22 protein-coding genes are annotated in these 23,039 nt (G+C 35.3%); 19 read left to right on the top strand and 3 right to left on the bottom strand.

Features of this window, described 5'->3' with window-relative positions; genetic code table 11:
* Positions 1–67 precede the first annotated feature (67 nt).
* The 15 genes from spoVT to ftsH all read left to right on the top strand — a co-directional run bounded on the left by spoVT (position 68) and on the right by ftsH (position 15,307).
* Positions 68–604 (top strand): stage V sporulation protein T, encoded by a 537-nt coding sequence (gene spoVT, locus MKY04_RS00615; RefSeq protein ID WP_126295368.1) that lies wholly within the window; start codon positions 68–70, stop codon positions 602–604.
* 386 nt (positions 605–990) lie between these two features.
* Positions 991–2,595 carry a putative polysaccharide biosynthesis protein gene (locus tag MKY04_RS00620; protein WP_126295367.1) on the top strand — a complete coding sequence of 535 codons (1,605 nt, stop codon included), beginning with the start codon at positions 991–993 and terminating at the stop codon, positions 2,593–2,595.
* 9 nt (positions 2,596–2,604) lie between these two features.
* Positions 2,605–4,071: a nucleoside triphosphate pyrophosphohydrolase gene (gene mazG / locus MKY04_RS00625; RefSeq protein ID WP_346235860.1), complete on the top strand. Its 1,467-nt coding sequence runs from the start codon at positions 2,605–2,607 to the stop codon at positions 4,069–4,071.
* Between the two features lie 3 nt (positions 4,072–4,074).
* Entirely contained in the window at positions 4,075–4,365 is a 291-nt protein-coding gene (locus tag MKY04_RS00630) for an RNA-binding S4 domain-containing protein (RefSeq protein WP_126295365.1), read from the top strand.
* Between the two features lie 144 nt (positions 4,366–4,509).
* On the top strand, positions 4,510–4,809 hold the full coding sequence (yabP, locus tag MKY04_RS00635; RefSeq protein WP_126295364.1) for a sporulation protein YabP: 300 nt from the start codon (positions 4,510–4,512) through the stop codon (positions 4,807–4,809).
* Positions 4,806–5,303 (top strand): spore cortex biosynthesis protein YabQ, encoded by a 498-nt coding sequence (gene yabQ, locus MKY04_RS00640; RefSeq protein WP_126295363.1) that lies wholly within the window; start codon positions 4,806–4,808, stop codon positions 5,301–5,303. Before yabP ends, yabQ begins: the two co-directional genes overlap by 4 nt.
* A gap of 45 nt (positions 5,304–5,348) precedes the next feature.
* Entirely contained in the window at positions 5,349–5,759 is a 411-nt protein-coding gene (locus MKY04_RS00645; RefSeq protein WP_126295362.1) for an FtsB family cell division protein, read from the top strand.
* A 202-nt stretch (positions 5,760–5,961) separates the two neighbouring features.
* Positions 5,962–6,384: a S1 domain-containing RNA-binding protein gene (locus tag MKY04_RS00650; RefSeq protein WP_126295361.1), complete on the top strand. Its 423-nt coding sequence runs from the start codon at positions 5,962–5,964 to the stop codon at positions 6,382–6,384.
* A gap of 525 nt (positions 6,385–6,909) precedes the next feature.
* The gene (locus tag MKY04_RS00655; protein WP_281274627.1) at positions 6,910–7,038 is read left to right on the top strand and encodes a hypothetical protein; all 129 of its coding nucleotides are present in this window, start codon (positions 6,910–6,912) and stop codon (positions 7,036–7,038) included.
* 3 nt (positions 7,039–7,041) lie between these two features.
* The gene (locus MKY04_RS00660) at positions 7,042–7,578 is read left to right on the top strand and encodes a hypothetical protein (RefSeq protein ID WP_126295360.1); all 537 of its coding nucleotides are present in this window, start codon (positions 7,042–7,044) and stop codon (positions 7,576–7,578) included.
* A gap of 173 nt (positions 7,579–7,751) precedes the next feature.
* Positions 7,752–8,057 carry a hypothetical protein gene (locus MKY04_RS00665; RefSeq protein ID WP_126295359.1) on the top strand — a complete coding sequence of 102 codons (306 nt, stop codon included), beginning with the start codon at positions 7,752–7,754 and terminating at the stop codon, positions 8,055–8,057.
* Between the two features lie 490 nt (positions 8,058–8,547).
* Positions 8,548–10,944: a SpoIIE family protein phosphatase gene (locus tag MKY04_RS00670; RefSeq protein ID WP_126295358.1), complete on the top strand. Its 2,397-nt coding sequence runs from the start codon at positions 8,548–8,550 to the stop codon at positions 10,942–10,944.
* Positions 10,945–10,978: 34 nt separating this feature from the next.
* Positions 10,979–12,388: a tRNA lysidine(34) synthetase TilS gene (gene tilS / locus MKY04_RS00675; RefSeq protein WP_126295357.1), complete on the top strand. Its 1,410-nt coding sequence runs from the start codon at positions 10,979–10,981 to the stop codon at positions 12,386–12,388.
* Positions 12,389–12,566: 178 nt separating this feature from the next.
* Positions 12,567–13,109 carry a hypoxanthine phosphoribosyltransferase gene (hpt, locus tag MKY04_RS00680; RefSeq protein ID WP_126295356.1) on the top strand — a complete coding sequence of 181 codons (543 nt, stop codon included), beginning with the start codon at positions 12,567–12,569 and terminating at the stop codon, positions 13,107–13,109.
* A 131-nt stretch (positions 13,110–13,240) separates the two neighbouring features.
* A complete protein-coding gene (gene ftsH, locus MKY04_RS00685) occupies positions 13,241–15,307 on the top strand; it encodes an ATP-dependent zinc metalloprotease FtsH (protein ID WP_126295355.1) in 2,067 nt (688 codons plus the stop codon).
* Positions 15,308–15,568: 261 nt separating this feature from the next.
* On the opposite strand, the gene MKY04_RS00690 is transcribed toward ftsH, so the two are convergent.
* From MKY04_RS00690 to MKY04_RS00700, 3 genes are all read right to left on the bottom strand, one after another.
* On the bottom strand, positions 15,569–16,654 hold the full coding sequence (locus tag MKY04_RS00690) for a HAMP domain-containing methyl-accepting chemotaxis protein (RefSeq protein ID WP_346235173.1): 1,086 nt from the start codon (positions 16,652–16,654) through the stop codon (positions 15,569–15,571).
* Between the two features lie 421 nt (positions 16,655–17,075).
* Positions 17,076–18,191: an IS4 family transposase gene (locus tag MKY04_RS00695; RefSeq protein ID WP_126296411.1), complete on the bottom strand. Its 1,116-nt coding sequence runs from the start codon at positions 18,189–18,191 to the stop codon at positions 17,076–17,078.
* A 123-nt stretch (positions 18,192–18,314) separates the two neighbouring features.
* Entirely contained in the window at positions 18,315–18,962 is a 648-nt protein-coding gene (locus MKY04_RS00700; RefSeq protein WP_346235174.1) for a cache domain-containing protein, read from the bottom strand.
* A 229-nt stretch (positions 18,963–19,191) separates the two neighbouring features.
* Here MKY04_RS00700 and MKY04_RS00705 point away from each other — a divergent pair, with 229 nt between their 5' ends.
* The 4 genes from MKY04_RS00705 to cysK all read left to right on the top strand — a co-directional run bounded on the left by MKY04_RS00705 (position 19,192) and on the right by cysK (position 22,856).
* Positions 19,192–19,959, top strand: coding sequence for a type III pantothenate kinase (locus MKY04_RS00705; protein WP_126295353.1), 768 nt, complete (start codon positions 19,192–19,194; stop codon positions 19,957–19,959).
* Positions 19,960–19,976: 17 nt separating this feature from the next.
* Entirely contained in the window at positions 19,977–20,861 is an 885-nt protein-coding gene (gene hslO / locus MKY04_RS00710) for an Hsp33 family molecular chaperone HslO (protein WP_126295352.1), read from the top strand.
* The gene (locus tag MKY04_RS00715) at positions 20,842–21,801 is read left to right on the top strand and encodes a peptidyl-prolyl cis-trans isomerase (protein ID WP_126295351.1); all 960 of its coding nucleotides are present in this window, start codon (positions 20,842–20,844) and stop codon (positions 21,799–21,801) included. Before hslO ends, MKY04_RS00715 begins: the two co-directional genes overlap by 20 nt.
* Before the next feature lie 125 nt (positions 21,802–21,926).
* Positions 21,927–22,856 (top strand): cysteine synthase A, encoded by a 930-nt coding sequence (cysK, locus tag MKY04_RS00720; RefSeq protein WP_126295350.1) that lies wholly within the window; start codon positions 21,927–21,929, stop codon positions 22,854–22,856.
* The last annotated feature ends 183 nt before the right edge of the window (positions 22,857–23,039 follow it).

A 23,039-nucleotide genomic window follows, 5' to 3' on the forward strand; every position in this document is an offset into this window, starting at 1 on the left:
ATTGACCAATTAATAACCATACTATCAATGTAAATGAAAAATTGATTTTGAAAGTGAGGCAGCAAAGATGAAAGCAACAGGGATAGTCCGACGTATTGACGATTTAGGACGTGTAGTTATACCTAAAGAAATCCGCAGAACAATGCGTATTCGTGAAGGTGACCCATTAGAAATTTATACTGATAGAGAAGGGGAAGTTATCCTGAAAAAATATTCCCCTATAAATGATCTAAGCGAATTTGCAAAAGAATATGTTGAATCATTGTATGAGACGGTTGGTACCCCAGCGCTAATAAGCGATAGGGATGAGATGATTGCAGTTGCCGGTTTATCGAAAAAGGATTATACAAACCGTCGTCTATCTGTATTTGCAGAAGATTTTATGAAACAACGTTCAATTGTAGTTGAAAAAACGGAAACAACAATTGAGCTTGTTCCAGGACAGTATGAACAAGTAAAGTCATATTGTGTGGCACCAATTATTTCAAACGGTGATGCGATTGGTGCGGTATATTTAATTTCAAAGGTTCATTTTATTACAGATGTAGAGCAAAAAGCTGCAGAAACAGCAGCAAACTTTTTAGCTAAACAAATGGAAAACTAATAAAAATAAAACGCCTCTTTGTAGGGGCGTTTTTGAATGTAAACAAGTAAAGGGTCCTACTTATGTACTTATAATCATCCGCGCTAGCTGCAGCCATCGTAACAGCAAAACTATCTGATGGTGCTGCTTCTTGTTTTCACGCTTTGCGCCCAGCTGCATAGGAGAAGTAAATGATGTATTTACTTAGTTTTAAACAGCAGACTTCTTAATATGTTTTTTTATGTATTCTTTTTATCAAGTATGAAACGTCTCTGCATTAAGAGGCGTTTTTTATATAAGAACGGTAATTACTTAGGGGCAGCGATGAGTCAAAAAGATAGGCTAAACGCTCTACCCTTTTCCTGTGATATACTGATTTTATGTTTTAGATAGAAAGAGGAACGTCTATGTCAGAGCATTTTGGAATGAAGGGATACATGAAAGGGGCATTGCTTTTAACCATCGCAGCGCTTGTTGTTAAAGTGTTAAGTGCTGTTTATCGTGTACCTTTTCAAAATTTAGTAGGAGATCAAGGATTCTATATATATCAACAAGTGTATCCTTTTATTTCGTTTTTTGTCGTGTGGACATCTGGCGGCTTTGCAGTAGCTATTTCTAAAATGCTGGCTGATGCAAAAGTCGGTGTTAACGGTATTGAGAAAGAGAGTTTAATTATTCGAACAGTTTTTTATTATTTAACATTGTTATCACTTATCTTTTTTTGCATTCTATTTTTTGGTTCAAACCAATTAGCGAAATTAATGGGAGATCAACAATTAGCACCGCTTCTTAGAACTGGTTCATTTATTACTCTCTTTATGCCAGTATTAGCTCTTATGAAGGGCAGCTTCCAATCTCGAGGAGAAATGTCGCCTGTTGCCTATGCGCAGGTTTTTGAACAATTAATCCGTGTAGTTGTCATTTTAGCTGGGGCCATTTTCATTATGACTACTTCTAAGTCGTTATATGCAGCCGGGAATGTTGCAATTTTCGGTACAGTAATAGGTGAAATTGCGGGAGTAATTTTGCTCTTTTACTACACAAAAAAGTTATATGCATTTCCAAAAGTAAAGCCAAGAAAAGAACGAAAGTGGCCTATTCTTAAAGAAGTAACGATTTTAAGCTTAAGTATCAGTATGAGTAGTTTACTTTTGCTCTGTTTCCAATTAATTGACTCATTTACGGTTTTTTCGACTTTGGTAGAAAATGGAGTACATGAGCAAAGTGCGATGGAAATGAAAGGTATTTATGATAGAGGCCAGCCTCTAGTGCAGATGGGGGTCATTATTGCTTCATCACTATCACTTGCCATTGTTCCTTTAGTTGCTTATCAATCCAATAAAAAAAGCGGTAGAGGGGCAATTCCATTTATTCAACTAACTTATAGAACTTCTGTCATGCTTGGGGTAGCGGCATCACTTGGGTTAATCATTGTTATGCCTTATGCCAATGAAATGTTATTTGAAACAAATGTGTTGTCTAGTGTGCTGGCAGTATATGTTGTGCAAATCGTTCCATTATCGGTTATTCTAACATTTACAGCCATTTTACAGGGGATGAATAAGTTAAAAATACCCGCACTTATTTTAACAGGAGCCATTATTTTGAAGTTTGCAGGAAACAGTATACTTATTCCAAAATTAAATGTAGTGGGAGCTTCAATTGCAAGCAATATTGGCTTGTTTTTAAGTGCAGGATTACTAATGCTTTATTTAAAAAAATTATTAGGTATTCAATTAGCTAAAGGAGAATTTTACATAAAGTTAGCGATTGCAAGTGTTGGTATGTCTTTAGCGGTAAGTATTATGGATAAAGTATTGCAAGTTTCGATTGGTTTTTTAACTGGCAGAATCGAGTCAGTTGTTTTCGGAGGATGTTTAATCGTTATCGGTGCATTTATCTTCCTAACGATTGTCGCAAAGTCAAAAATTATTGCAGAAAAAGAGTGGTTTTTATTGCCTTTTGGACGAAAAATGGCAGCGTACCAGCTTTTGTTGAATAAAAAGAAGTAGGTGAAAATGATGAATCAATTAACAGTTATTGGGCTTGGTGCAGCAGACTTAAGCCAGCTGCAAATGGGGGTCTACAAAAAGTTAAAATCAGCCAATAAAATTTATGTCCGTACAATGGACCATCCTGTTATAAAAGAATTACAAGAAGAGGGCATCGATTTTGAAAGTTTTGACGAAATTTATGAAAAGCACGACACATTTCAGCCGGTATACGAGGAAATTGCCAATCGTCTTATAGAGGCTGTAAAAGACAGTTCAATTATGTACGCAGTGCCAGGTCACCCGCTAGTTGCGGAACAAACAGTGCAGTTGCTGATCGAAGCGGAAAGACAAGGGAATTTAAATTTGAAAATAGAAGGTGGGCAAAGCTTTTTAGATCCTATTTTCGGTGCATTAAAAATTGACCCAATTGATGGATTTCAATTACTAGATGGCACTAATTTTTCGATTCAGGACGTGAATATGCGAGGTCACGTTCTAATTGCTCAAGTTTACGATTCTTTTAGTGCTTCAGAAGTTAAGTTAACATTAATGGAAAAATACCGGGATGATTACCCAGTAACAATTGTTACTGCTGCAGGATCTTCTTTAGAAAATCTACAAGAAGTTCCTTTGTATGAGCTTGATCAAGCTGTGGAAATTAACAATTTAACAACAATTTATGTACCACCAGTAGACAATGATTTAGATGCACTTCGGGATTGGACAACATTTAGAAGAATTATTGCGATGTTGCGGGGGCCTAACGGGTGCCCTTGGGATCAAAAGCAAACCCATGAAAGTTTGAAAAAGTATTTGATTGAAGAAGCTCATGAGGTATTGGCAGCAATCGATGCAGAGGATGACTTTGGATTGGTTGAAGAATTAGGAGATGTACTTCTTCAAGTATTTTTACATGCTCAAATTGGGGAAGATAATGGTTATTTTAATTTGGAAGAAGTACTCGCTGTAGTAAGTGAAAAAATGATTCGCAGACACCCGCATGTTTTCGGGAATAAGAATGTTGAAGATGCAGATGAGGTTGTAGCAAATTGGGAAACAATTAAACAAGAGGAAAAAGGAGAGCAACAAGGATCATTGCTAAAAGGTGAATTCCGAGCAAGCTCTTCTTTACAAACATCTTATAATTATCAAAAAAAGGCAGCTTCAGTTGGGTTTGATTGGCCAAATGCTGATGGAGCGTGGGAAAAATTCATTGAAGAGTGCCAGGAATTTAAAGAAGAGGTTGCAAAAGGAACTTCTAAAAGCCGTTTAGATGAGTTTGGAGACGTATTGTTCACTCTTGTAAATCTTGCACGTTTTTATAAAATCTCACCAGAAGAAGCAATGGTGCATGCAAATGAAAAATTTGCCCGAAGATTTAACTTCGTAGAACAAAAAGTTATTGAAAGTGGTAAAGCTTTCAATGACTTTACATTAGAACAATTAGATTCATTTTGGAATGAAGCAAAAGCATTAGAAAAGAAGGGGAAATGAAAAATGCGTTTAGATAAATTTTTAAAAGTATCACGTTTAATAAAACGACGTACATTGGCAAAAGAAGTCGCAGATCAAGGAAGAATTACCATTAACGGCAAGGTTGCCAAAGCTGGAAGTGCTTTAAAGGTAGGAGATGAACTGGCAATTCGCTTTGGTCAAAAAGTTGTTACAGCAAGAGTGGAAGATTTGCGAGAAAATGTTCGTAAAGAAGACGCAATGAAAATGTTTACTATACTTAAAGAGGAAAAGCTTGATAAAATCGAACCTCAATTTATTGATGATGAAGAATAGAAATATATCATATTTAGTAAAACAATGTGTGAGAAAGAAAAATATTAAATTTCTAAAGCATGACAGCAAATTTGTTGTCATGCTTCTTTTATTTTGAGCATAAAGTGAACAGAACAATCACAATAACAATTAAGGAGGAACGATATGACACTACATCAGGAAAGTAATCGTTACACAATTACATCTGGGGACCATCTTGTGACAGTGCGAAATCGAAAAAGAATGGACATGACTTCTGTTAAGGAAATCGAGCGTTTTGACCAGGAAGAGTTTTATGTAAGAACTTCTCAAGGCCACTTACTTATTCGTGGAGAGGAGTTGCGCATTGTCCATTTAGATGTCGATAAAGGCTTACTAACGTTAGAAGGAAATGTAAAGGCTTTGCAATACGATGATGAAGAAAATGGGTTAACAAAAGGCTTCCTCCATAAATTATTTGGATGACCATTAATGAACAAGTTGTAAGTATTCTCATTATGACCATAAGCGGCTTATTTGTAGGCGCTGTAGTAGATGGAACACGCTATCTACTTAGCGCCTTAAGCCCTAAGTTTTTTTTACGTAAAATGGGATATGGAGTCGAGCTAATTGTTTGGGGCATTTTAGGTGCCCTAACGTACTATATTTTATTTTTAGTAAAGGGTGGAGAATGGCGTTTAGTCGACCCGCTAGCGCAAATCCTTGGTATTTTTTTATATGAATCAATTTTTCAACCATATTTCCGTTTCGTTGGACGAGTATCTGTTTTACTATTTATTAAACCTATTTACTTAATTGTTAAACTCATAATTTCAATTATTTCTGGTATTATTAGACTATTTATTCGTATTTTTTCGTTTATATTAATGCCTTTTTATAAAATATATATTAAAATTAAAAGAAATGTCCTTCAAAAGTTTTTTACAAGAATTAGAAGGAGCATCTTTAAAAAAAGTTGAAATATAAGTATAATAGCTTTACAAACTGAAATGGAGGTGGCGGAAATGGTCAAGCGTCAGAATATAAGACAACAAAATAATGTTCGAACGCTTCAAAATGACTATGTCCGATCATCTGATAACAAAGCAAAGTATTCTATGAAACAAAAGGTTCGTTTTCGTAGAAGAATGGTAGTATTTTTCTTAGGTGCATCTGCTGTACTTGTATTTTTAGTGAGTACTTACCTTTCCCAAAACGAACGTCTACAAGAAAAACAACAACAAAAAGAAGCGGTGCTTGCTGAACTTCAAGAGGTTAAAGAACAGCAAGAGATGTTAAATTTACAAATTGCAAAGCTTGAAGATGATGAGTATATTGCAAAGTTAGCACGTAAAGAATATTTCCTATCAGACGAAGGTGAAATCATTTTTACCATTCCTTCTGATGAGGAGAATGAAGATCAAAATAGCAAATAAATGCTGACAATGCTATAAAAAAATCACTTGCTTGCAATTAAGAAAAGGGTTTAAGGGGCGATATGAAAAAGAGTTGTCTTGTTGACACTCTTTTTTTGTTGGCTATAATAAAAGAGAAACGTGCAAGATTTTTTGTGCGTCACACTAAATTTGATTACTGGCTAAAGTAGCCGCTTAAATTTTAAGGAGGAGCATTTTTTTTATGTCAATTGAAGTAGGCAGCAAAGTACAAGGTAAAGTAACAGGAATCACAAATTTTGGAGCATTCGTTGAGCTGCCAGATGGTAAAACAGGCCTGGTTCACATTAGTGAAGTTGCAGACAACTATGTGAAAGACATCAACGAACATCTCAAAGTAGGAGATGTTGTTGAAGTAAAAGTGATGAATGTTGAAGCGGATGGTAAAATTGGTTTATCAATCCGAAAAGCAAAGCCTCAAGCTGAAAAAACTGAACGACCAAATCGTCCACGTCGCGATAATCGCTCAAACGATCGTCAAGGTCCATCAAAAGAAAGCTTTGAGCAAAAAATGGCACGATTCTTAAAAGATAGTGACGAACGTCTTGCAACTTTAAAACGTGCAACTGAATCAAAACGAGGTGGCCGTGGAGCTAGAAGAGGGTAGTTTGCTGTCTGTTTTAATTGTAGAAAAAGTGTAAAATAGATTTAAGAAGTCCTAAAAGTTAGATTGTTGAACTTTTAGGGCTTCTTTGTTTTATGGATAATTTAAAATTTAACACTTGTGAAAACTTAGTACTTACAAGAATTTTTAAATAGTTGAGTGGTGTGAGCAGGCTAAGGGGCCAACACGATGTTGGTCATGGTGACAATGCCACACGATGTGGCGTTATTGTCACCTGCTTTGTGCAAGGCCTGCTAACAGTTAGAATGTACTTCTAATGGTTCTAATATATTTCGCAGCGTACATGGAAGGCTACGTATTCTGTACAAAGTTTAATCTACTGGGACAACTAAACACGAAGTAGAATATAAAATCTACATCATAAATTATGGCATTTCTTTAGTCCTGACCGTCAAGTGCGAAGCGCTTTTTGAGTGTATGGTAGTACACTCTTTATCCTGCACGTTATACTTTTAAAGGATTCTATAAGTTAGAATCGAAATAGAATAAATAAACGGGGGTGAACGCATGGAACTTAAGTTAGGATATTTTTCGAAAGATGTAGCAGAGCAATTAGAAGTTACAACATCAACTTTGAGACGATGGTCAATTGAATTGGACCCCACCCTTTTCCAATATTTTCCGAGGGAGGAATAATGTTTGAAGAAAAAAATTTTTGTAATTGTGCTATCACTAATTTTAATTGTAATAGTTAATCTTTTTTTCTTTAAGCCCGAATTAAATCCCGATGATATTAGTATAGATTATGAATTTAAAACAAATATAGATAATCAAAATTATCTCCAATTGAAATTAAATAATAGTAATAAAGAAATTAATTTTAGTGAAAGTAATTTTTACCATATATATTTTTTTTCACCTAATTATATAATATCCCCAATAATAGATTATCCGAATTATCAAGATGAAGAGTATCATATAGGAATGGATACACGAACGTACAATGTGGCGAAAAATTCCATGAATAATGAAAATATAAATATTAATAAATACAATTCGGCAGATGGCTTCTATTACAATGGGGAAAATTACCCTGTAATATTTGATTATTACTATTATCGTGAATTCGATAATAATAATAATCACGATACAGGTTATATCGTCTTTTCTTACTATGAAAAGAAACTTTTTAAAGATTTAAGTTGGACTAAATTGTACCCTATTACATTCGAATAATTATTTTATTGAAGATAACAAAAATTCAAGTGATATATTTATTTAACACATTTAATTTAAACGCTTTATTTCGTACTTTTACGAGAACAAAGCGTTTTATTTTTTATAACTAAAGGGAATCTATGAGAGAAACTAGAATTATGAATTTATTGACTGGTTAGGGGTGAATGGGGATGGAAGTATATACACCAAGTGAAGCAGCGAATTTTTTAAAAATCAGAACAGAAACATTAAAGAAATATGCACTTTTACTTGATGGGCACTACTCATTTTTATATCGTAGTGACAGACTAATATCTTCTTTACGATATTCACCAATTCCAAATTCTTTTCAAAATCAGCTTTATGAAATTCGTTTCTCCCATTTTTTTGCGTACAGTAAATGGCAAATGCAAGTAGTTGCATTTGATTTAATGTTAACCCATGATTTAGTGCCATTGAAAATTCATTGCTTTTTGCAATGCTATTTTCATCGTTAATTATAAGTTTTTTACCATTTTTTCTAACCAAATACGATAACCCCTTTGTATGGGCTTTTTCAATTGATATTTCCTACTACCTATCCCCCAAAATATATTTTGCTAGTTTAAATACCCCAATGCCGCAGATGATAATGCCGCTTAGTAGCATGAGTAGTTGGATCGCCAGGGGGACTTTTAAAATAATGCCCAAAACGACTAAAATCGATCCAGTGGAACATAATAGTGCAAGTGACCATAAATTATTAAACATCAAAATGCCTCTCAATATCGCTAACATATCTTCCAGTGTTTAGTTTATATTTCTTCAAACTTGAAAGGAAGTAGAGTTCACAACATAATTCAATAATCCGACAGTTATTTTCTTTATGTAATGTTTCCAAAAATTAAGTCGAACGATTTTAATTCTATTATTTCACTACTAGACAAATTTTACAGATTATCTTTTATATAATAGGGCGAAACGCATTATGTAAAGGGGATGTAAAAAATGGCAAATATTGAAATGATAAATGAAAAAACATCATGGCAGAGTTTTACTGAGCGTTTCTCTATTAAAAAAATCAGTTTTTTCATACACCTTTTCTTTCTTCTATTGGCGTTGTTTCTATCAAGAGCGGTAATGTTTGAAGCGGCCGTTCCGTTTTTATTACCGTTCTGGGCAATTGTCAAACAAAGATATGAAAATGAAAAATCGTTCGTACTTATCGGGGGACTTATTGGCGCCCTAACTTTAGGTGTTGGACAAGCCTTGATTTTAGGGCTGCAAATTATTTTATACGAGTTAATTACTCGATTTCGATTTTGGAAATTGCCAGTAGGAGTCGCAGTTGCCCTCTCTATCTTTTTTGGCCAATTTATTTGGCAAGTTATAGCTAATGTTGGAATTCCGCCATTAATTGTTCAGCTCTATATTTATTATGAAGTAGTTTTGGCATTCTTTATGACGATTTTTATGCGTCTATTTTTTGTACAGCCCCATCGTTTTTGGACGATTGGCTGGAGCTATGAGAGAGTAGGGGCGGGGCTTGTCATTTTAGCAATGGTCTTAACTGGCGTTCAATCCGTTGTAGTTTCTTATTTTGGATTGTTTCCATTCATGCTGCATCTAGCAATCTGCATCGCAGCATTTACTGGTGGTGTACCAATTGCAGCAATGGTAGCAACGATAGTAGGTGCTTTAGTAGGTGTTGCCAAACTATCATTTACTGGAATGATTTCCGTTTACGCAATGACAGGCGTTGTTGCGGGCTTGTTCAGTGGTTTGGGACGAATTAGTGTAGTCATTGGAAGTATACTACCAAGCATCTTCTTTTTCTTTTATGACGCGACATTACCTCTTGATACAGTTTATTTTGTATCAATTTCAATCGCAGGTATCATTTTCTTTGCATTACCTCAAAAACTATTTACATTTCTACATGATGTCATTCATCCAAAACGAGATGAAGTATTATTACAGCGTCAACAATGGTTAACAGAGCATACAACAGAGAAATTGGAGACATTCCAAAATTTTGTATTATTTATGAAAGAATTGGTGTTCGATAGATTCACTTCCACAGAAACGGTAAATCAAGTAAGAAAGATTGAGCCGTGTGCAACTTGTATGAGCTGCTTTAGATACGACAGATGTTGGGGTGAAAAAAACAATCATATGGATAATTTAATTCAAGATTGGTTTATTGCCAAATCAGGCATTAAAGAATCCGAGCAAATTTTAGCTGAAGAAAGAATTAAACAAAAATGTGTAAAATCAACAAAACTATTAGAGGAGCTGGACTATCAGCTATATAACGATAAAATGAATGGGCAATTTTATCACGGCAAAAAAATGATTGCACTTCAATTGAAAGATTTAAGTAATCATCTAAATAAATTAATGGAAGATATGAAAGACGAAACATTATCATTTAAAACGATTGAGGAGGAACTAGAATACCAATTTAAACGTGCCCATGTACAATGTTTTCAAATTGATGTACTAAATAATACAATGGGGGAAAGAGCAATTATTTGTTCATTCGCCAAAAAAAACAAATCATATGAGGATCAACATTTGCTTTGTGAAAGGATTATATTGCCAATCTTATATGATGTTTTTTCAGAACCATTCCAAGTTGAAAAAATTACAGAGCAAAAAACACCGTTTGCTCATGTGCAAATTCGTTTTCGTTCAGCAGTTCGTTATGAAATAGAGTATGATATATACAGTAGAGCGAAAAACTCAGCTTGGGTATCTGGTGATACACATGCGATATTCCACATTCATCCTGGACTTGTTGCTGTCATGCTATCAGATGGGATGGGACAGAGTAGAGAAGCACAAAGAGAGAGTCGTCGATTAGTACGTTTAATGCGGGAATGTTTAAGCTATAATATGAATCCAGAGACCGCAATGCATACATTACATTATGTAATTTCTTTAAACAGGGAAGTGGATATGTATGCAACGATTGATTTTGCACTAGTTGATTTACAAAAAGGTGCACTTTGGTCATGGAAAGCAGGAAGCATGTCTACCTACATTTTACGTGGGGAAAGATTATTAAAAGTAGATGGTGCTGCAGCGCCAGTTGGCTTTATGCCAGTTTTCTCAATTGAAACAGAAAAGGTAAATCTATTAGCAGACGATTTTGTTGTCATGGTATCAGATGGTGTATTCTCAAGTGAGTTTGAATGGGAGGAGCAGGAGAAATACTTTATAAGCTTGATAAAATCCCGTATTAAAAACGAGATGCCAATTGAAGTGATTTTATATGATGTCATGGAGCAATTTGGTCAAAGATATACAGTAGAGGATGATTGTACAGTCATTCTTTTTACAGTCGCTCATGTTGTGCCAAAATGGGCTGTTTTTAGTCCGTTAAGTAAAGAAATATCATAGGAGATATAGTACTACTTATTAGAGGTGAGAAGATGTGTCACTAGAGATGAAAGTCCTGAAATTTATAACTGAACAACAACTTGTGGAAAAAGGAGACCGTCTTCTCATTGCTTGTTCCGGTGGCATTGACTCAATGGGGTTAGTGCACTTTTTTATTAAGCATAGACATATTTTAAAAATTAAATTATTTGTTGCACATGTTGACCATATGCTTAGAGGAGAAACTTCCGCAGAGGACAGACGTTTTGTTGAAAATTTTTGTGAAAAACATGGCGTTCCTATTTTTAGTACTGCAATTCCAATACCTCAACTGCTTGAACAAGAGGGGGGGAATTCACAAGCACTTTGTAGAAGGGAACGATATGCATTTTTTGCAGAAATAATGCAAAAACATCATATTAACAAGCTAGTTACAGCACATCATGCAGATGATCAGTTAGAATCAATTTTAATGGCTTTAGCAAGAGCGGGAACTATAAGCGGAATGAAAGGAATTTCCTCTATACGAGAATTTCCTTTTGGAAAGTTAATTCGGCCATTTTTAATGGTTACAAAACAGGAAATTAGGGAATATATAGAAGAGAACGGAGGGGAGTATAGAGAAGATGCGAGTAATGCCAAGGATGATTATACCCGAAATCGCTTTAGACACCATATTGTCCCATTGCTAAAAAAAGAGAACCCAAACGTCTCCTCGCACGCGGTTCAATTTACCGAGGCTTTACAGCAAGATGATGAATTTTTAAATGTACTTGCATTGAAGCGCTTTCCTTATGTAGTAAAGAAAAATTATAAAGATTCCTATACACTTGAAATAACCTTATTTGAAAAAGAACCAGTTGCTTTACAAAGAAGAATCATTTTAATACTATTAAACTATCTTTATAATAATTCAACTATTGCCCAAGGTAGCGCACTTACCTCCTCTATTATGGATTTGTGTAAATCGATTGAAGGCAGTGCAACGATTCATCTACCAGAACAATTTATCGCAAATAGAAGTTATGGAAAAATTGTGTTTGAAAAGCAAAGTGAAGATCGTGAAGACACACTTTTAACCCATAAAGTTTCCATTAATCAATGGACGCCGCTGCAAAATGGCATTCGATTATACATAGGAGAAGCCTCTAATGTAGTGAACACACAACAACAAATTTTTTCCAAAAAGTATTATTTAAGTTCGAAAATTTTTACTAAACCGTTTTTTGTTAGGACAAGAAAAGACGGTGACCGAATTTGGTTAAAAGGGATGACTGAGCAGAAACGGTTATCTCGACTTTTTATCGATGAAAAGATTCCTTTAATCGAACGTGATACTTGGCCAATACTTGTAGATGCCAACGATGAAGTAATGGCAGTGTTAGGTGTGCGTGTTAATAAAAATCTTTCTAAGACAAAACGTTCAGCCGACGATTTAATCATGATTATTGAACGAGAAAATTAAATGTATATTACGTATTATAAAAAAATAAGTCATAATAAGACTGATGTATTTTTAGTTATAAAGTTGTTCAAACAAGATTAAAGTTCCGAGCAGATGAACAGATTTTATAAAGGAATACACAAAATTACAATTTAAATATTGTGATCGGATGTTTTGAACAATTCAAGGAGGAACCACTATGATTCAAAATGATATTGAAAAAATTATAATTTCGGAGGAACAAATCCAAGAAAGAATCGTTGAACTGGGTGCACAGTTAACAGAAGAGTATAAAGAGAAATTCCCATTAGCAATCGGTGTTTTAAAAGGTGCAACACCGTTTATGACAGATTTAATGAAGCGTTTTGAATCATATATTGAAATTGATTTCATGGATGTATCAAGCTATGGCAATGCTACTGTGTCTTCAGGTGAAGTAAAAATCCTTAAAGATTTAAACACAAGCGTCGAAGGACGTGATGTCATCATAATCGAGGACATTATTGATAGCGGGTTAACATTAAGTTATTTAGTAGATTTATTCAAATATCGTAAGGCTAAGTCAATTAAAATTGTAACACTTTTAGATAAGCCATCTGGACGTAAAGTAGATTTAAAAGCTGACATGGTTGGGTTTGAAGTACCAGATGGATTTGTAGTTGGATATGGGTTGGATTATGCAGAAAAATACCGTAATTTACCGTATATTGGTATACTTAAAAAAGAAGTATATTCATTCTAAAAGAATTGTGTAAACATTTTGACAAAAAAACCAATAAACACATTTTACCGGTGCTTTTCGTTGTATGATGAAATAAGGGTATGTTAAGATTTTACTTATAGTTTTTCTGTTATGTTGTGAGGAGGCTGGGGATGAATCGAATATTTCGATACACCATATTTTATTTATTAATTTTTCTCGTGATTATCGGTATCTTCGGAACATTTAATGGTGGCAATACACCTTCCGAGGAATTAACCTATGATCAGTTTTTAGAAGCATTAAATACAGGACAAATTGAATATGCAAATATTCAACCTGACGCAGGAGTGCTTGTTGTCGAAGGGGCTTTGAAAGGCTATGAAGAAGGCAAAACCTTTACAGCCAACCTCCTAGATAATAACCAAGCATTAATGGCTAAATTAACAGAGGTGTCTGAAAATAATCCTAAAATTAAGATTTTAAAAACACCTGAAACTAGTGGATGGGTTCAGTTCTTTACAGGGATTATTCCATTCATTATTATTATCATTTTATTCTTCTTCCTATTGAGCCAATCTCAAGGCGGCGGCAATAAAGTGATGAATTTCGGTAAAAGTAAGGCGAAGCTTTATGATTCTGAAAAGAAAAAAGTTCGCTTTAATGATGTAGCTGGTGCAGATGAAGAGAAGGCTGAACTTGTTGAAGTTGTAGACTTCCTAAAAGATCATCGCAAATTTACAGATATGGGTGCACGTATTCCAAAAGGGATATTACTAGTTGGACCTCCTGGTACAGGTAAAACATTACTTGCTCGCGCTGTTGCAGGTGAGGCTGGCGTTCCGTTCTTCTCGATTTCAGGTTCTGATTTCGTGGAAATGTTCGTCGGTGTCGGTGCAAGTCGTGTACGTGACTTATTTGAAAATGCGAAGAAAAATGCCCCATGTATCATCTTTATCGATGAAATTGATGCTGTTGGTCGTCAACGTGGTGCTGGTTTAGGCGGCGGTCACGATGAACGTGAGCAAACATTAAACCAATTGCTTGTTGAAATGGATGGTTTTGGTGTAAATGAAGGTATAATCATTATCGCCGCAACAAACCGACCTGATATTTTAGACCCAGCGTTACTTCGTCCAGGACGCTTTGACCGTCAAATTACTGTTGGTCGTCCAGATGTTAAAGGACGTGAAGCAATCTTAAAAGTACATGCCCGCAACAAACCGTTGCGTGATGATGTAGACCTTAAAGCGATTGCACAGCGCACACCTGGTTTCTCTGGTGCGGATTTAGAAAACTTATTAAACGAAGCAGCGCTTGTTGCAACACGCCGCAATAAAAAGAAAATTGACATGTCTGATATTGATGAAGCTACAGACCGAGTAATTGCAGGTCCTGCAAAATCTAGCCGAGTAATTTCAGAAAAAGAACGTAAAATCGTTGCGTTCCACGAAGCTGGTCACGTAGTGGTTGGGTTAACACTTGATCAAGCTGAAAAAGTACACAAAGTAACAATTGTCCCTCGTGGTCAAGCGGGTGGTTATGCAGTAATGCTTCCAAAAGAAGATCGTTACTTCATGACAAAACCAGAGTTATTAGATAAAATAGCTGGACTTCTTGGTGGGCGTGTTGCCGAGGATATTACATTTGGTGAAGTATCAACGGGCGCACATAATGACTTCCAAAGAGCAACTGGTATTGCACGTTCAATGGTTACTGAATATGGTATGAGTGACAAACTTGGACCAATGCAATTTGGCTCAAGTCAAGGCGGCAATGTATTTTTAGGTCGTGATTTTAATTCAGACCAAAACTACTCTGATTCGATTGCATATGAAATTGATAAAGAAATGCAATCTATCATTGTAGAACAATATGAACGAACTAAACAAATTCTAACGGAAAAACGCGATTTATTAACATTAATTGCAGAAACTTTACTTGAAGTAGAAACATTAGATGCTCAGCAAATTGAACATTTGAGAGATCACGGTACACTTCCAGAACGTAAAGACTACTCTCAACAAGAAGATTCAGAGAGCATTACGATTGAAACTGTGAACGAATCAAAAGATAAAACTTCTGAATCAAATGATGTAGCAGTAGAAACTTCAGGAACTACAACATTAGAGAAGGATATCGTTGGTCAAGGTACTGATCCAACAACGGCTGATTTACCAAAAGAAAAAGATCTATCTTCCGATTCAACTAATGGAATTCAAGAGGATCGAAATAAATAGAATTTTAAAAAATGGATGGGCTTGTAAATGCAAGCCCATTCATTTTTTTTATGGGAACAAATTTAAAATGAAAAAAGTGCAACTCAGTATTACTGAATTGCACTTTTTTCGATAGTCATATTTCCTGTTTAGTAAATATAAATCTCTAAATGATGGTCGAGTATCACTTCTAAGAGTCGTTCCTAAAAAGGTTCTTAGCCCCTTTCAAACCAAACTGTTACTTCTAATTTAATGTCCTGTTATAAGATCTTTAACACACTTTTATAATTTAAAACGATCAACTAATTCTTTTAATAGAATTGCCAGCTCATCTAATTCCGCAGTTTTTTTAGATACCTCTTCAATTGAAAGATTAAATTCATTAGCAGTAGCTGCAGTTTCTTCTATAGCTGCTGCTGATTCCTCAGAAATGGCTGCTACTTCTTCAGTCGATTCATTCATATATTTTATATGTGAGACATTTTCAGAAAGCTGAGCAATAATTTCCTCTATGTTATTTACCATATTAGTAACAGATGAACTAATTTGCGTAAACGTTTCGTTTGTTGCATGAATTTGATTTGTTCCTTGTTGTACTTCTGAATAACCTTTTTTCAAAGATGCTTCAACTATAGTTGTTTCATTTTGGATATTGGAAACAATTTGAGTAATATCCGTTACGGATAAGGAAACTTGTTCCGCAAGTTTTTTTACTTCATCAGCAACAACGGCAAACCCTTTTCCATGTTCACCTGCTCTTGCAGCTTCAATAGCGGCATTTAAAGCAAGAAGATTTGTTTGATTTGCAATTTCCTCGATTATTAATACTAATTTCTCAATTTGTTTTGTTTGATTATCTAAATGCCCCATTTTTCCAACAGCTTCTTGCATAATTAAGTTGATTTTATTCATCTGTTCATTTGATGATTGCATTAATTTTGTACCTTCACTAGTTAACGTAAGAACTTCGAATGAATCTTTATGGACTTGGACACCTTTTTGATTCGTTTTTTCAATACTTTCTTTGAAATTACTAATGTTCGATGCTAAATCTGAAATGTTTTGTGCTTCACTTTCAGTTCCATACGCCAATTCTTGCATAGTTGAAGATATTTGTTCGGAACCAAGTTGAATAGAATTAGATAATTCTTTTAATGAATCGCTCTTTTGATTAACACTTGCAGCTGCTTTTGATACTTTTACAATAGCTTCATGCAAGTTCTTCTGCATAACCCTAGTGGCATTTGTTAGCTGACCAATTTCATCTTTATTTGTGCTTTCATTAATGTTTAGCTGCAAGTTTCCTTTAGAAAGTTCATTCATAACATTTGCAACTTGAACAATCGGCTTTGAAATTCTTCTGCTCATAAAGAAAGAAATGATGGAAACAATAATTATTGTAAGTACGATTAAAATGGTTGTTAATAAAAAGATTTCTTGTTTTGATTGCTGTAGAATCGAAATATCTTGCTGTATACCTATCGCTGCAATAATTTTATTTCCGGTTGGATCATAAATTGGTAAAATCGATCCTAAGACTTCCTCATTTTTATAAGCTGAGACTTTGCCATCTTTAACTTTTGAAAGCAGACTTTGTTCGAGATAGGTATTAAGTTTTGATTCAGAGGAAGATTGAACAACACTAGTGTTGCATAAATAGTGTCATAATTTTCAGTTTACTCACCTTCCCTGTTTAGAGGCAAAAAAGTAAATACCCAATCAAAGGTGTCCCCATCCATTTGGAAATTTATTTACAATTAGACTTTTGCAACGACGACAATTTGCATATTTAAGGGATGGCTTTTCCTTCAATCTTTCGAAGCCAAACATTCGCTGGTTTCCACAATGCAGCCCTTAGATAACGGCTAATCTGTAAGGTTTTTCGCTTGCTTCTGGTCTCGATTTGTACGAGAACATGTAGGCAAAAAACAATTAGTGCGATAAATACTTGATTTTGAATCGCCCATTCGCTTTGACCGTAGAACTTTTTGATGCTGAGATGTTGTTTGATCCATTTAAAAAACAGCTCAATTGCCCACCGTGATTTATACATTTCTGAAATTTCTTCGGCGCTTAAATCAAAACGATTTGTAATTAAATGAAGTTCATTTCCTTTTGAGTCAATCACTTTTAGAAGCCGAAAGTAATTTTCAGCACGGTTTTGAGTCGTACCTATCAACACCATTTGGTCTGATAAAACAGCTGTATCCTTGGGTAGCTTAAAATCGTAAACGTTCCGTATGACTGCATTTTTGCGTAGCCGTGAAAGAAAGAAGTAGCCATCATCAGTCATGCGATCAAAGCGCTCGTAGTCTAGATAACCACGGTCAAACACATACATGCATTCCTTGTCATCCACCATGATTTCAAGCTGACCACGGTCATGTTCTTTTGCCGTTGTCATAACGGCCTTTTCAGGATAGGATATACCCTTTTCCATAAACACAAGGCGCAAATGTAACTTTACACCTGCTTTTGTTTTGCGGAATTTAGCCCATTTATGATTGGTCAAATTAAGTGGCAATGTGCTTGAATCAATGATTTTTAACGGCATCACGAGTTTCGTGTAATGCGTTTTGGCATGAATTTGTGACACTAAATCAAGGAAAAGCCTTTGAAATAGATCAGGGTTTATGCCGTTTAACCGCCGTGACAACTGAGAAATACTAATAGAATCAAGGTCTATCCCTTTTTGAAGCTGGTCATCGAAAAGACAATCACCCAGCGCATGCAGACTTTCAATTTCTTGTAGCTGCGCAAAAAGTAGTAATTTTAGAAATGACTCTGTCGTTAATTTTTTCGTATAGTAATCTAATTTCATCGTTTTCACGTTTTCTTCAAATAATTGAAGATTTATAGGTGAAAACCATTGTCCAAATGAAGTTTTTCGTGTAATCTTGTCCATGTGATGGTCCTTTTTTAGTGGATTTGGACGGGTTACCACCTGACTAATCCATTATAAAGGACTTTTTCTTTGCATAAAATAATAATATTGAACATTTTGAGTATTTTTAATAGTGAATTTAAATTAATGCAACACTAGTGATTGAACAACTAAACCTTCCATATCATATAAGCTGATTGTAATCCCTTGCAGCATATCACTTAATTCATTAATAAATTGACCGTCTACTCCTGTTTGTAAGGTTCCAATTACTTTATTGTTTGAAATGATGGGAGTAAAAGCTCGTACGGATAAACCGCTGCTGCCAAATTCAAAACCTGCGGCAGATTTACCATCTAAAGCATACTGAATGGCTTGTAAATCACTTTTATAATCACCATACTTGTCAGGGTTATGACCGCGTAATACGACTGTACCTGAGCTATCTCCAAATTCAAAAACAGATAATTGATGCTCCTTTGATAGACGTGAGTATACCTCTTCGACTGAATTCAATAATTGCTCACGTTTTCCGCTTTCGAAACTTGATATGATGTTTTCGTTTTGAGCATACAGCTCTGTAACCTTTAATAAGTCTTCTGAAACATTCGATAACTCTGATTGGACAATATGTATCATTTTTTCTTGTTGATTTTCTGTAATATTAGTAAACCCTTTATTCGTTGTTGAGAAGATTGCAGCTGTTGCAACGATTAAAGGAATAACTGATAACATTAAGAAAATCGTAATTAATTTACTCTTTAAACTATGTAATTGTAACTTCCTACGCATAGAAACTCCTTTTCCAAATTTATTATTCCAATAGATAGTAACACAAATTTTTTAAGATATTGTGTATTTCTTGATTTACTAATTTTTTTATTATGGTGAAATTATAAATTAGTTGGGATTTTAATATGGATTAGATTTTTATTAGAATAGATATAATTCCTATCGCTGTTTTATATAGCCAATAATGTGATATGATTTCTTCAAATGGACTTGAATTGGGTGTGAAAAAATGATTCTAGTGCTAAATGTTGGGAATTCTAATATTGCTTTGGGCATTTATACCAAGGATAAACTAACTCATCATTGGCGAATGGAGACAGACCGACATAAAACTGAAGATGAATATGCGATGCAAATTAAATCATTTTTCATGCATACAGGCATAACATTTGAACAAATAAAAGGGATTATTATATCCTCTGTTGTGCCGCCTATTATGTATGTACTAGAAGAAATGTGCCGAAAATATTTTCATGTAAGGCCACATGTCGTTGGTCCAGGAGTAAAAACTGGGTTAAATATCAAATATGACAATCCAAAAGAGGTTGGAGCGGACCGTATCGTTAATGCGGTAGCTGCATTAGAGGGGTACGGTGGACAACCGTTAATTGTTATCGATTTCGGCACTGCCATTACATATTGTTACATCAATGAAAAAGGTGACTATATGGGAGGTGCTATTGCTCCTGGCATTGCAATTTCTACTGAGGCGCTTTTTTCTAAAGCATCAAAGTTGCCGCGAATTGAAATATCTCGCCCTTCAAATATTATTGGAAAGAATACAATTTCTGCGATGCAATCGGGTGTGATTTACGGTTTCGTTGGTCAAGTAGAAGGAATTGTAGGTCGCATGAAGGAGCAGGCTAAAGAAGAACCACTCGTTATTGCAACAGGAAGTCTAGCTAAATTAATCTCAAGTGAAACAACTATAATCGACGTTGTAGACCCGTTTTTAACTTTAAAAGGGTTATATGTCATTTATAAAAGAAATCAATAAGAAAAGAGGACAACAACATGAGTGATTACTTAGTAAGAGCATTAGGATTTAATGGAAATGTACGTGCATTTGCTGCGCGAACAACAGATACAGTAGGCGAAGCACAACGCCGTCATAATACATGGCCGACAACAACTGCTGCACTTGGTCGTTCAATGACTGCAGGAGTTATAATGGGTGCCATGTTAAAAGGTGAAGACAAGTTAACAATAAAAATAGAAGGAAAGGGTCCAATTGGGCCGATGATTATCGATTCAAATGCTAAAGGGGAAGTTCGAGGATATGTTACAAATCCTCAAGTACATTTTGAACTAAACTCTATTGGAAAATTGGATGTTCGTCGTGCAGTTGGAGAAGAGGGTACGATTACAGTTGTTAAGGATCTGGGATTGCGTGATATGTTCTCTGGACAAACACCAATTGTTTCCGGGGAAATAGCTGAAGACTTCACATATTACTTTGCGGTATCAGAGCAAGTACCTTCATCGGTAGGCTTAGGAGTTTTAGTAAATCCAGATAATACAGTACTAGCATCAGGTGGATTTATTATACAGTTAATGCCTGGCTGTGATGAAGAAGTCGTTTCACAAATCGAGCAACGTTTAACAACAATCGAACCTGTTTCTAAAATGATTGAAAAAGGGTATTCCCCAGAGGAAATATTAGACGCAGTATTAGGAGAAGGCAATGTGAAAATATTAGACTCGCTTCCTGTTGAATTTAAATGTCAATGTTCTAAAGAGCGTTTTGGATCAGCAATTATGAGTTTAGGCATCCAAGAAATTCAAGAAATGATTGATGAAGAGGGTGGAGCAGAAGCTCAATGTCATTTCTGCCTAGAAAAGTATTATTTCGATAAACAAGAGCTTGAAGGTTTCATCGATGAAATCAAAACGCAATAATTTTACTAGCCAAACGACAAACAAAACGCCTCTTTCACAACGACGTTTAAAAACGAAGCCTGTTTTAACATTGCTAGCAATATTATTTTTAGGAAATATTTTTTGGTTCATTCTTTGGTTATGGCCAAATGGCGGCCAACAAGCAGGTGGCGACGAAACTGTCGCTACCGTTGATGGCGAAGAAATCACTCGCCAACAATGGATGGCTGCGATGGAAACTCGGTACGGGAAGGAAACATTACAAACATTAGTAAATGAAGCTGTTATGGAAAGAGCAGCAAAAGAATATGATATTAAAGTTTCTGATGAAGAAATTGACTTAGAAATTGCACTTATGCGGTCTGCACAAGACACAACTGATACAGCCATCCAGCAATTAACTGATGAACAGCTCCGTAAAAAAGTACGGGCACAACTTATCTTAGAAAAAGTGTTGACGAAAGATATTATTACTGATGCAGAAGAGATTGCAAAATACTATGAAGAAAATCAATCTCTTTATAATATCCCGACTACATATCGAACAAGCATCATTATTGTTGAATCACAAGAAGACGCAAACAGTGTTAAAGAAGAAATAAAAAATGGTTCCGATTTCTCAGTGCTTGCACGGGAACGTTCACTTGATACTACTTCGGCAAGCTTAGGAGGAGATATTGGTTTTATTACTACTACTCAGTCTAATATTGATGGAAGTATTCAAGATGCTGTTGAACAATTAAAAGCAAATGAAACGAGTGAACCATTTGTTATGAGCGATGGGCGCTATGGAATTGTACATGTTAGTGAAATAAATGAAGGTAAATCCTTTACATATGAAGATGTAAAAGAACATATTAAACGTGTATTGGCAATGGAGCAGCTGCCAGCAACCATCACACCGGAAGCGTTTTGGAAAGAATTTAATGCTACGTGGTTCTATGGTGAATCTTCCAATTAATAAATATGTTAAATATTCTCAATATTTTAATCTGTAACCGTTGACATGTTAGAATATAAATTGGTAATATACTAAGTAGGTAAAACCTATAAAATTAGTAGGTATTGAGGAGAGGGATGACAATTATGAGTAAGTTGGCAAATTCTGTAGCGGATTTAGTAGGTCGTACACCAATCGTAAAATTAAACCATGCAACAAGTGAAAACGAAGGTACAGTTTGGGTAAAATTAGAATACTTTAATCCAGGAAGTTCAGTAAAAGATCGTATTGCACTTGCTATGATAGAAGCAGCAGAAAAAAATGGCACTTTAAAACCAGGTGGTACAATTATTGAACCAACTTCAGGTAACACAGGTATTGGTTTAGCAATGGTTGCAGCTGCAAAAGGATATCGTGCTATCTTAGTAATGCCTGAGACAATGAGTATTGAACGCCGCAAATTACTACGTGCTTATGGTGCAGAATTAGTGTTAACTCCTGGGCCAGAGGGTATGAAAGGTGCAATTGCAAAAGCAGAAAGTCTTGCTAAAGAAAACGGCTACTTCTTACCTCAACAATTCGACAACCCAGCAAATGCTGAAGTTCACCGTTTAACAACAGGTCCTGAAATTGTTGAAGCATTTGACGGCTTAAAATTAGATGCATTTGTTGCAGGTGTAGGTACTGGTGGTACGATTACTGGTGCAGGTGAAGTATTAAAAGGGAAATATCCAGAAATTGAAATTATCGCTGTCGAGCCTAAGGATTCTCCAGTATTATCTGGAGGCAACCCGGGATCACATAAAATTCAAGGGATTGGTGCAGGCTTCGTACCAAGCGTTTTAAATACTGAAGTTTATACTTCAATCTTCCCAGTAGAAAATGAAACAGCTTTTGAAGTTGCTCGTAAAGTAGGACGTGAAGAAGGAATCTTATGTGGTATTTCTTCAGGTGCAGCAATCCATGCAGCAATTGAAACTGCAAAACGTCTTGGCAAAGGTTCAAACGTATTAGCTATTGTTCCATCAAACGGTGAACGCTACTTATCAACACCTTTATACGATTTTGAAGACTAATTTAAAAATAACAAGATCGACATTTCCTTTTTAGGTAATGTCGATTCAGACTGTAGACAAACTCGAAAATTCGAGTTTGCCTACAGTCTTTTTTCTTTTAAAATAAAATTAATAACCCTTTTTGAATAAGTTAGTTGATTTCCGTTTCGGCGGACGCTTTCCGCGGGCGTGGGCCAATCCTCC

The sequence above is a fragment of the Lysinibacillus telephonicus genome, from assembly GCF_039654155.1.
GTDB lineage: Bacteria > Bacillota > Bacilli > Bacillales_A > Planococcaceae > Ureibacillus > Ureibacillus telephonicus.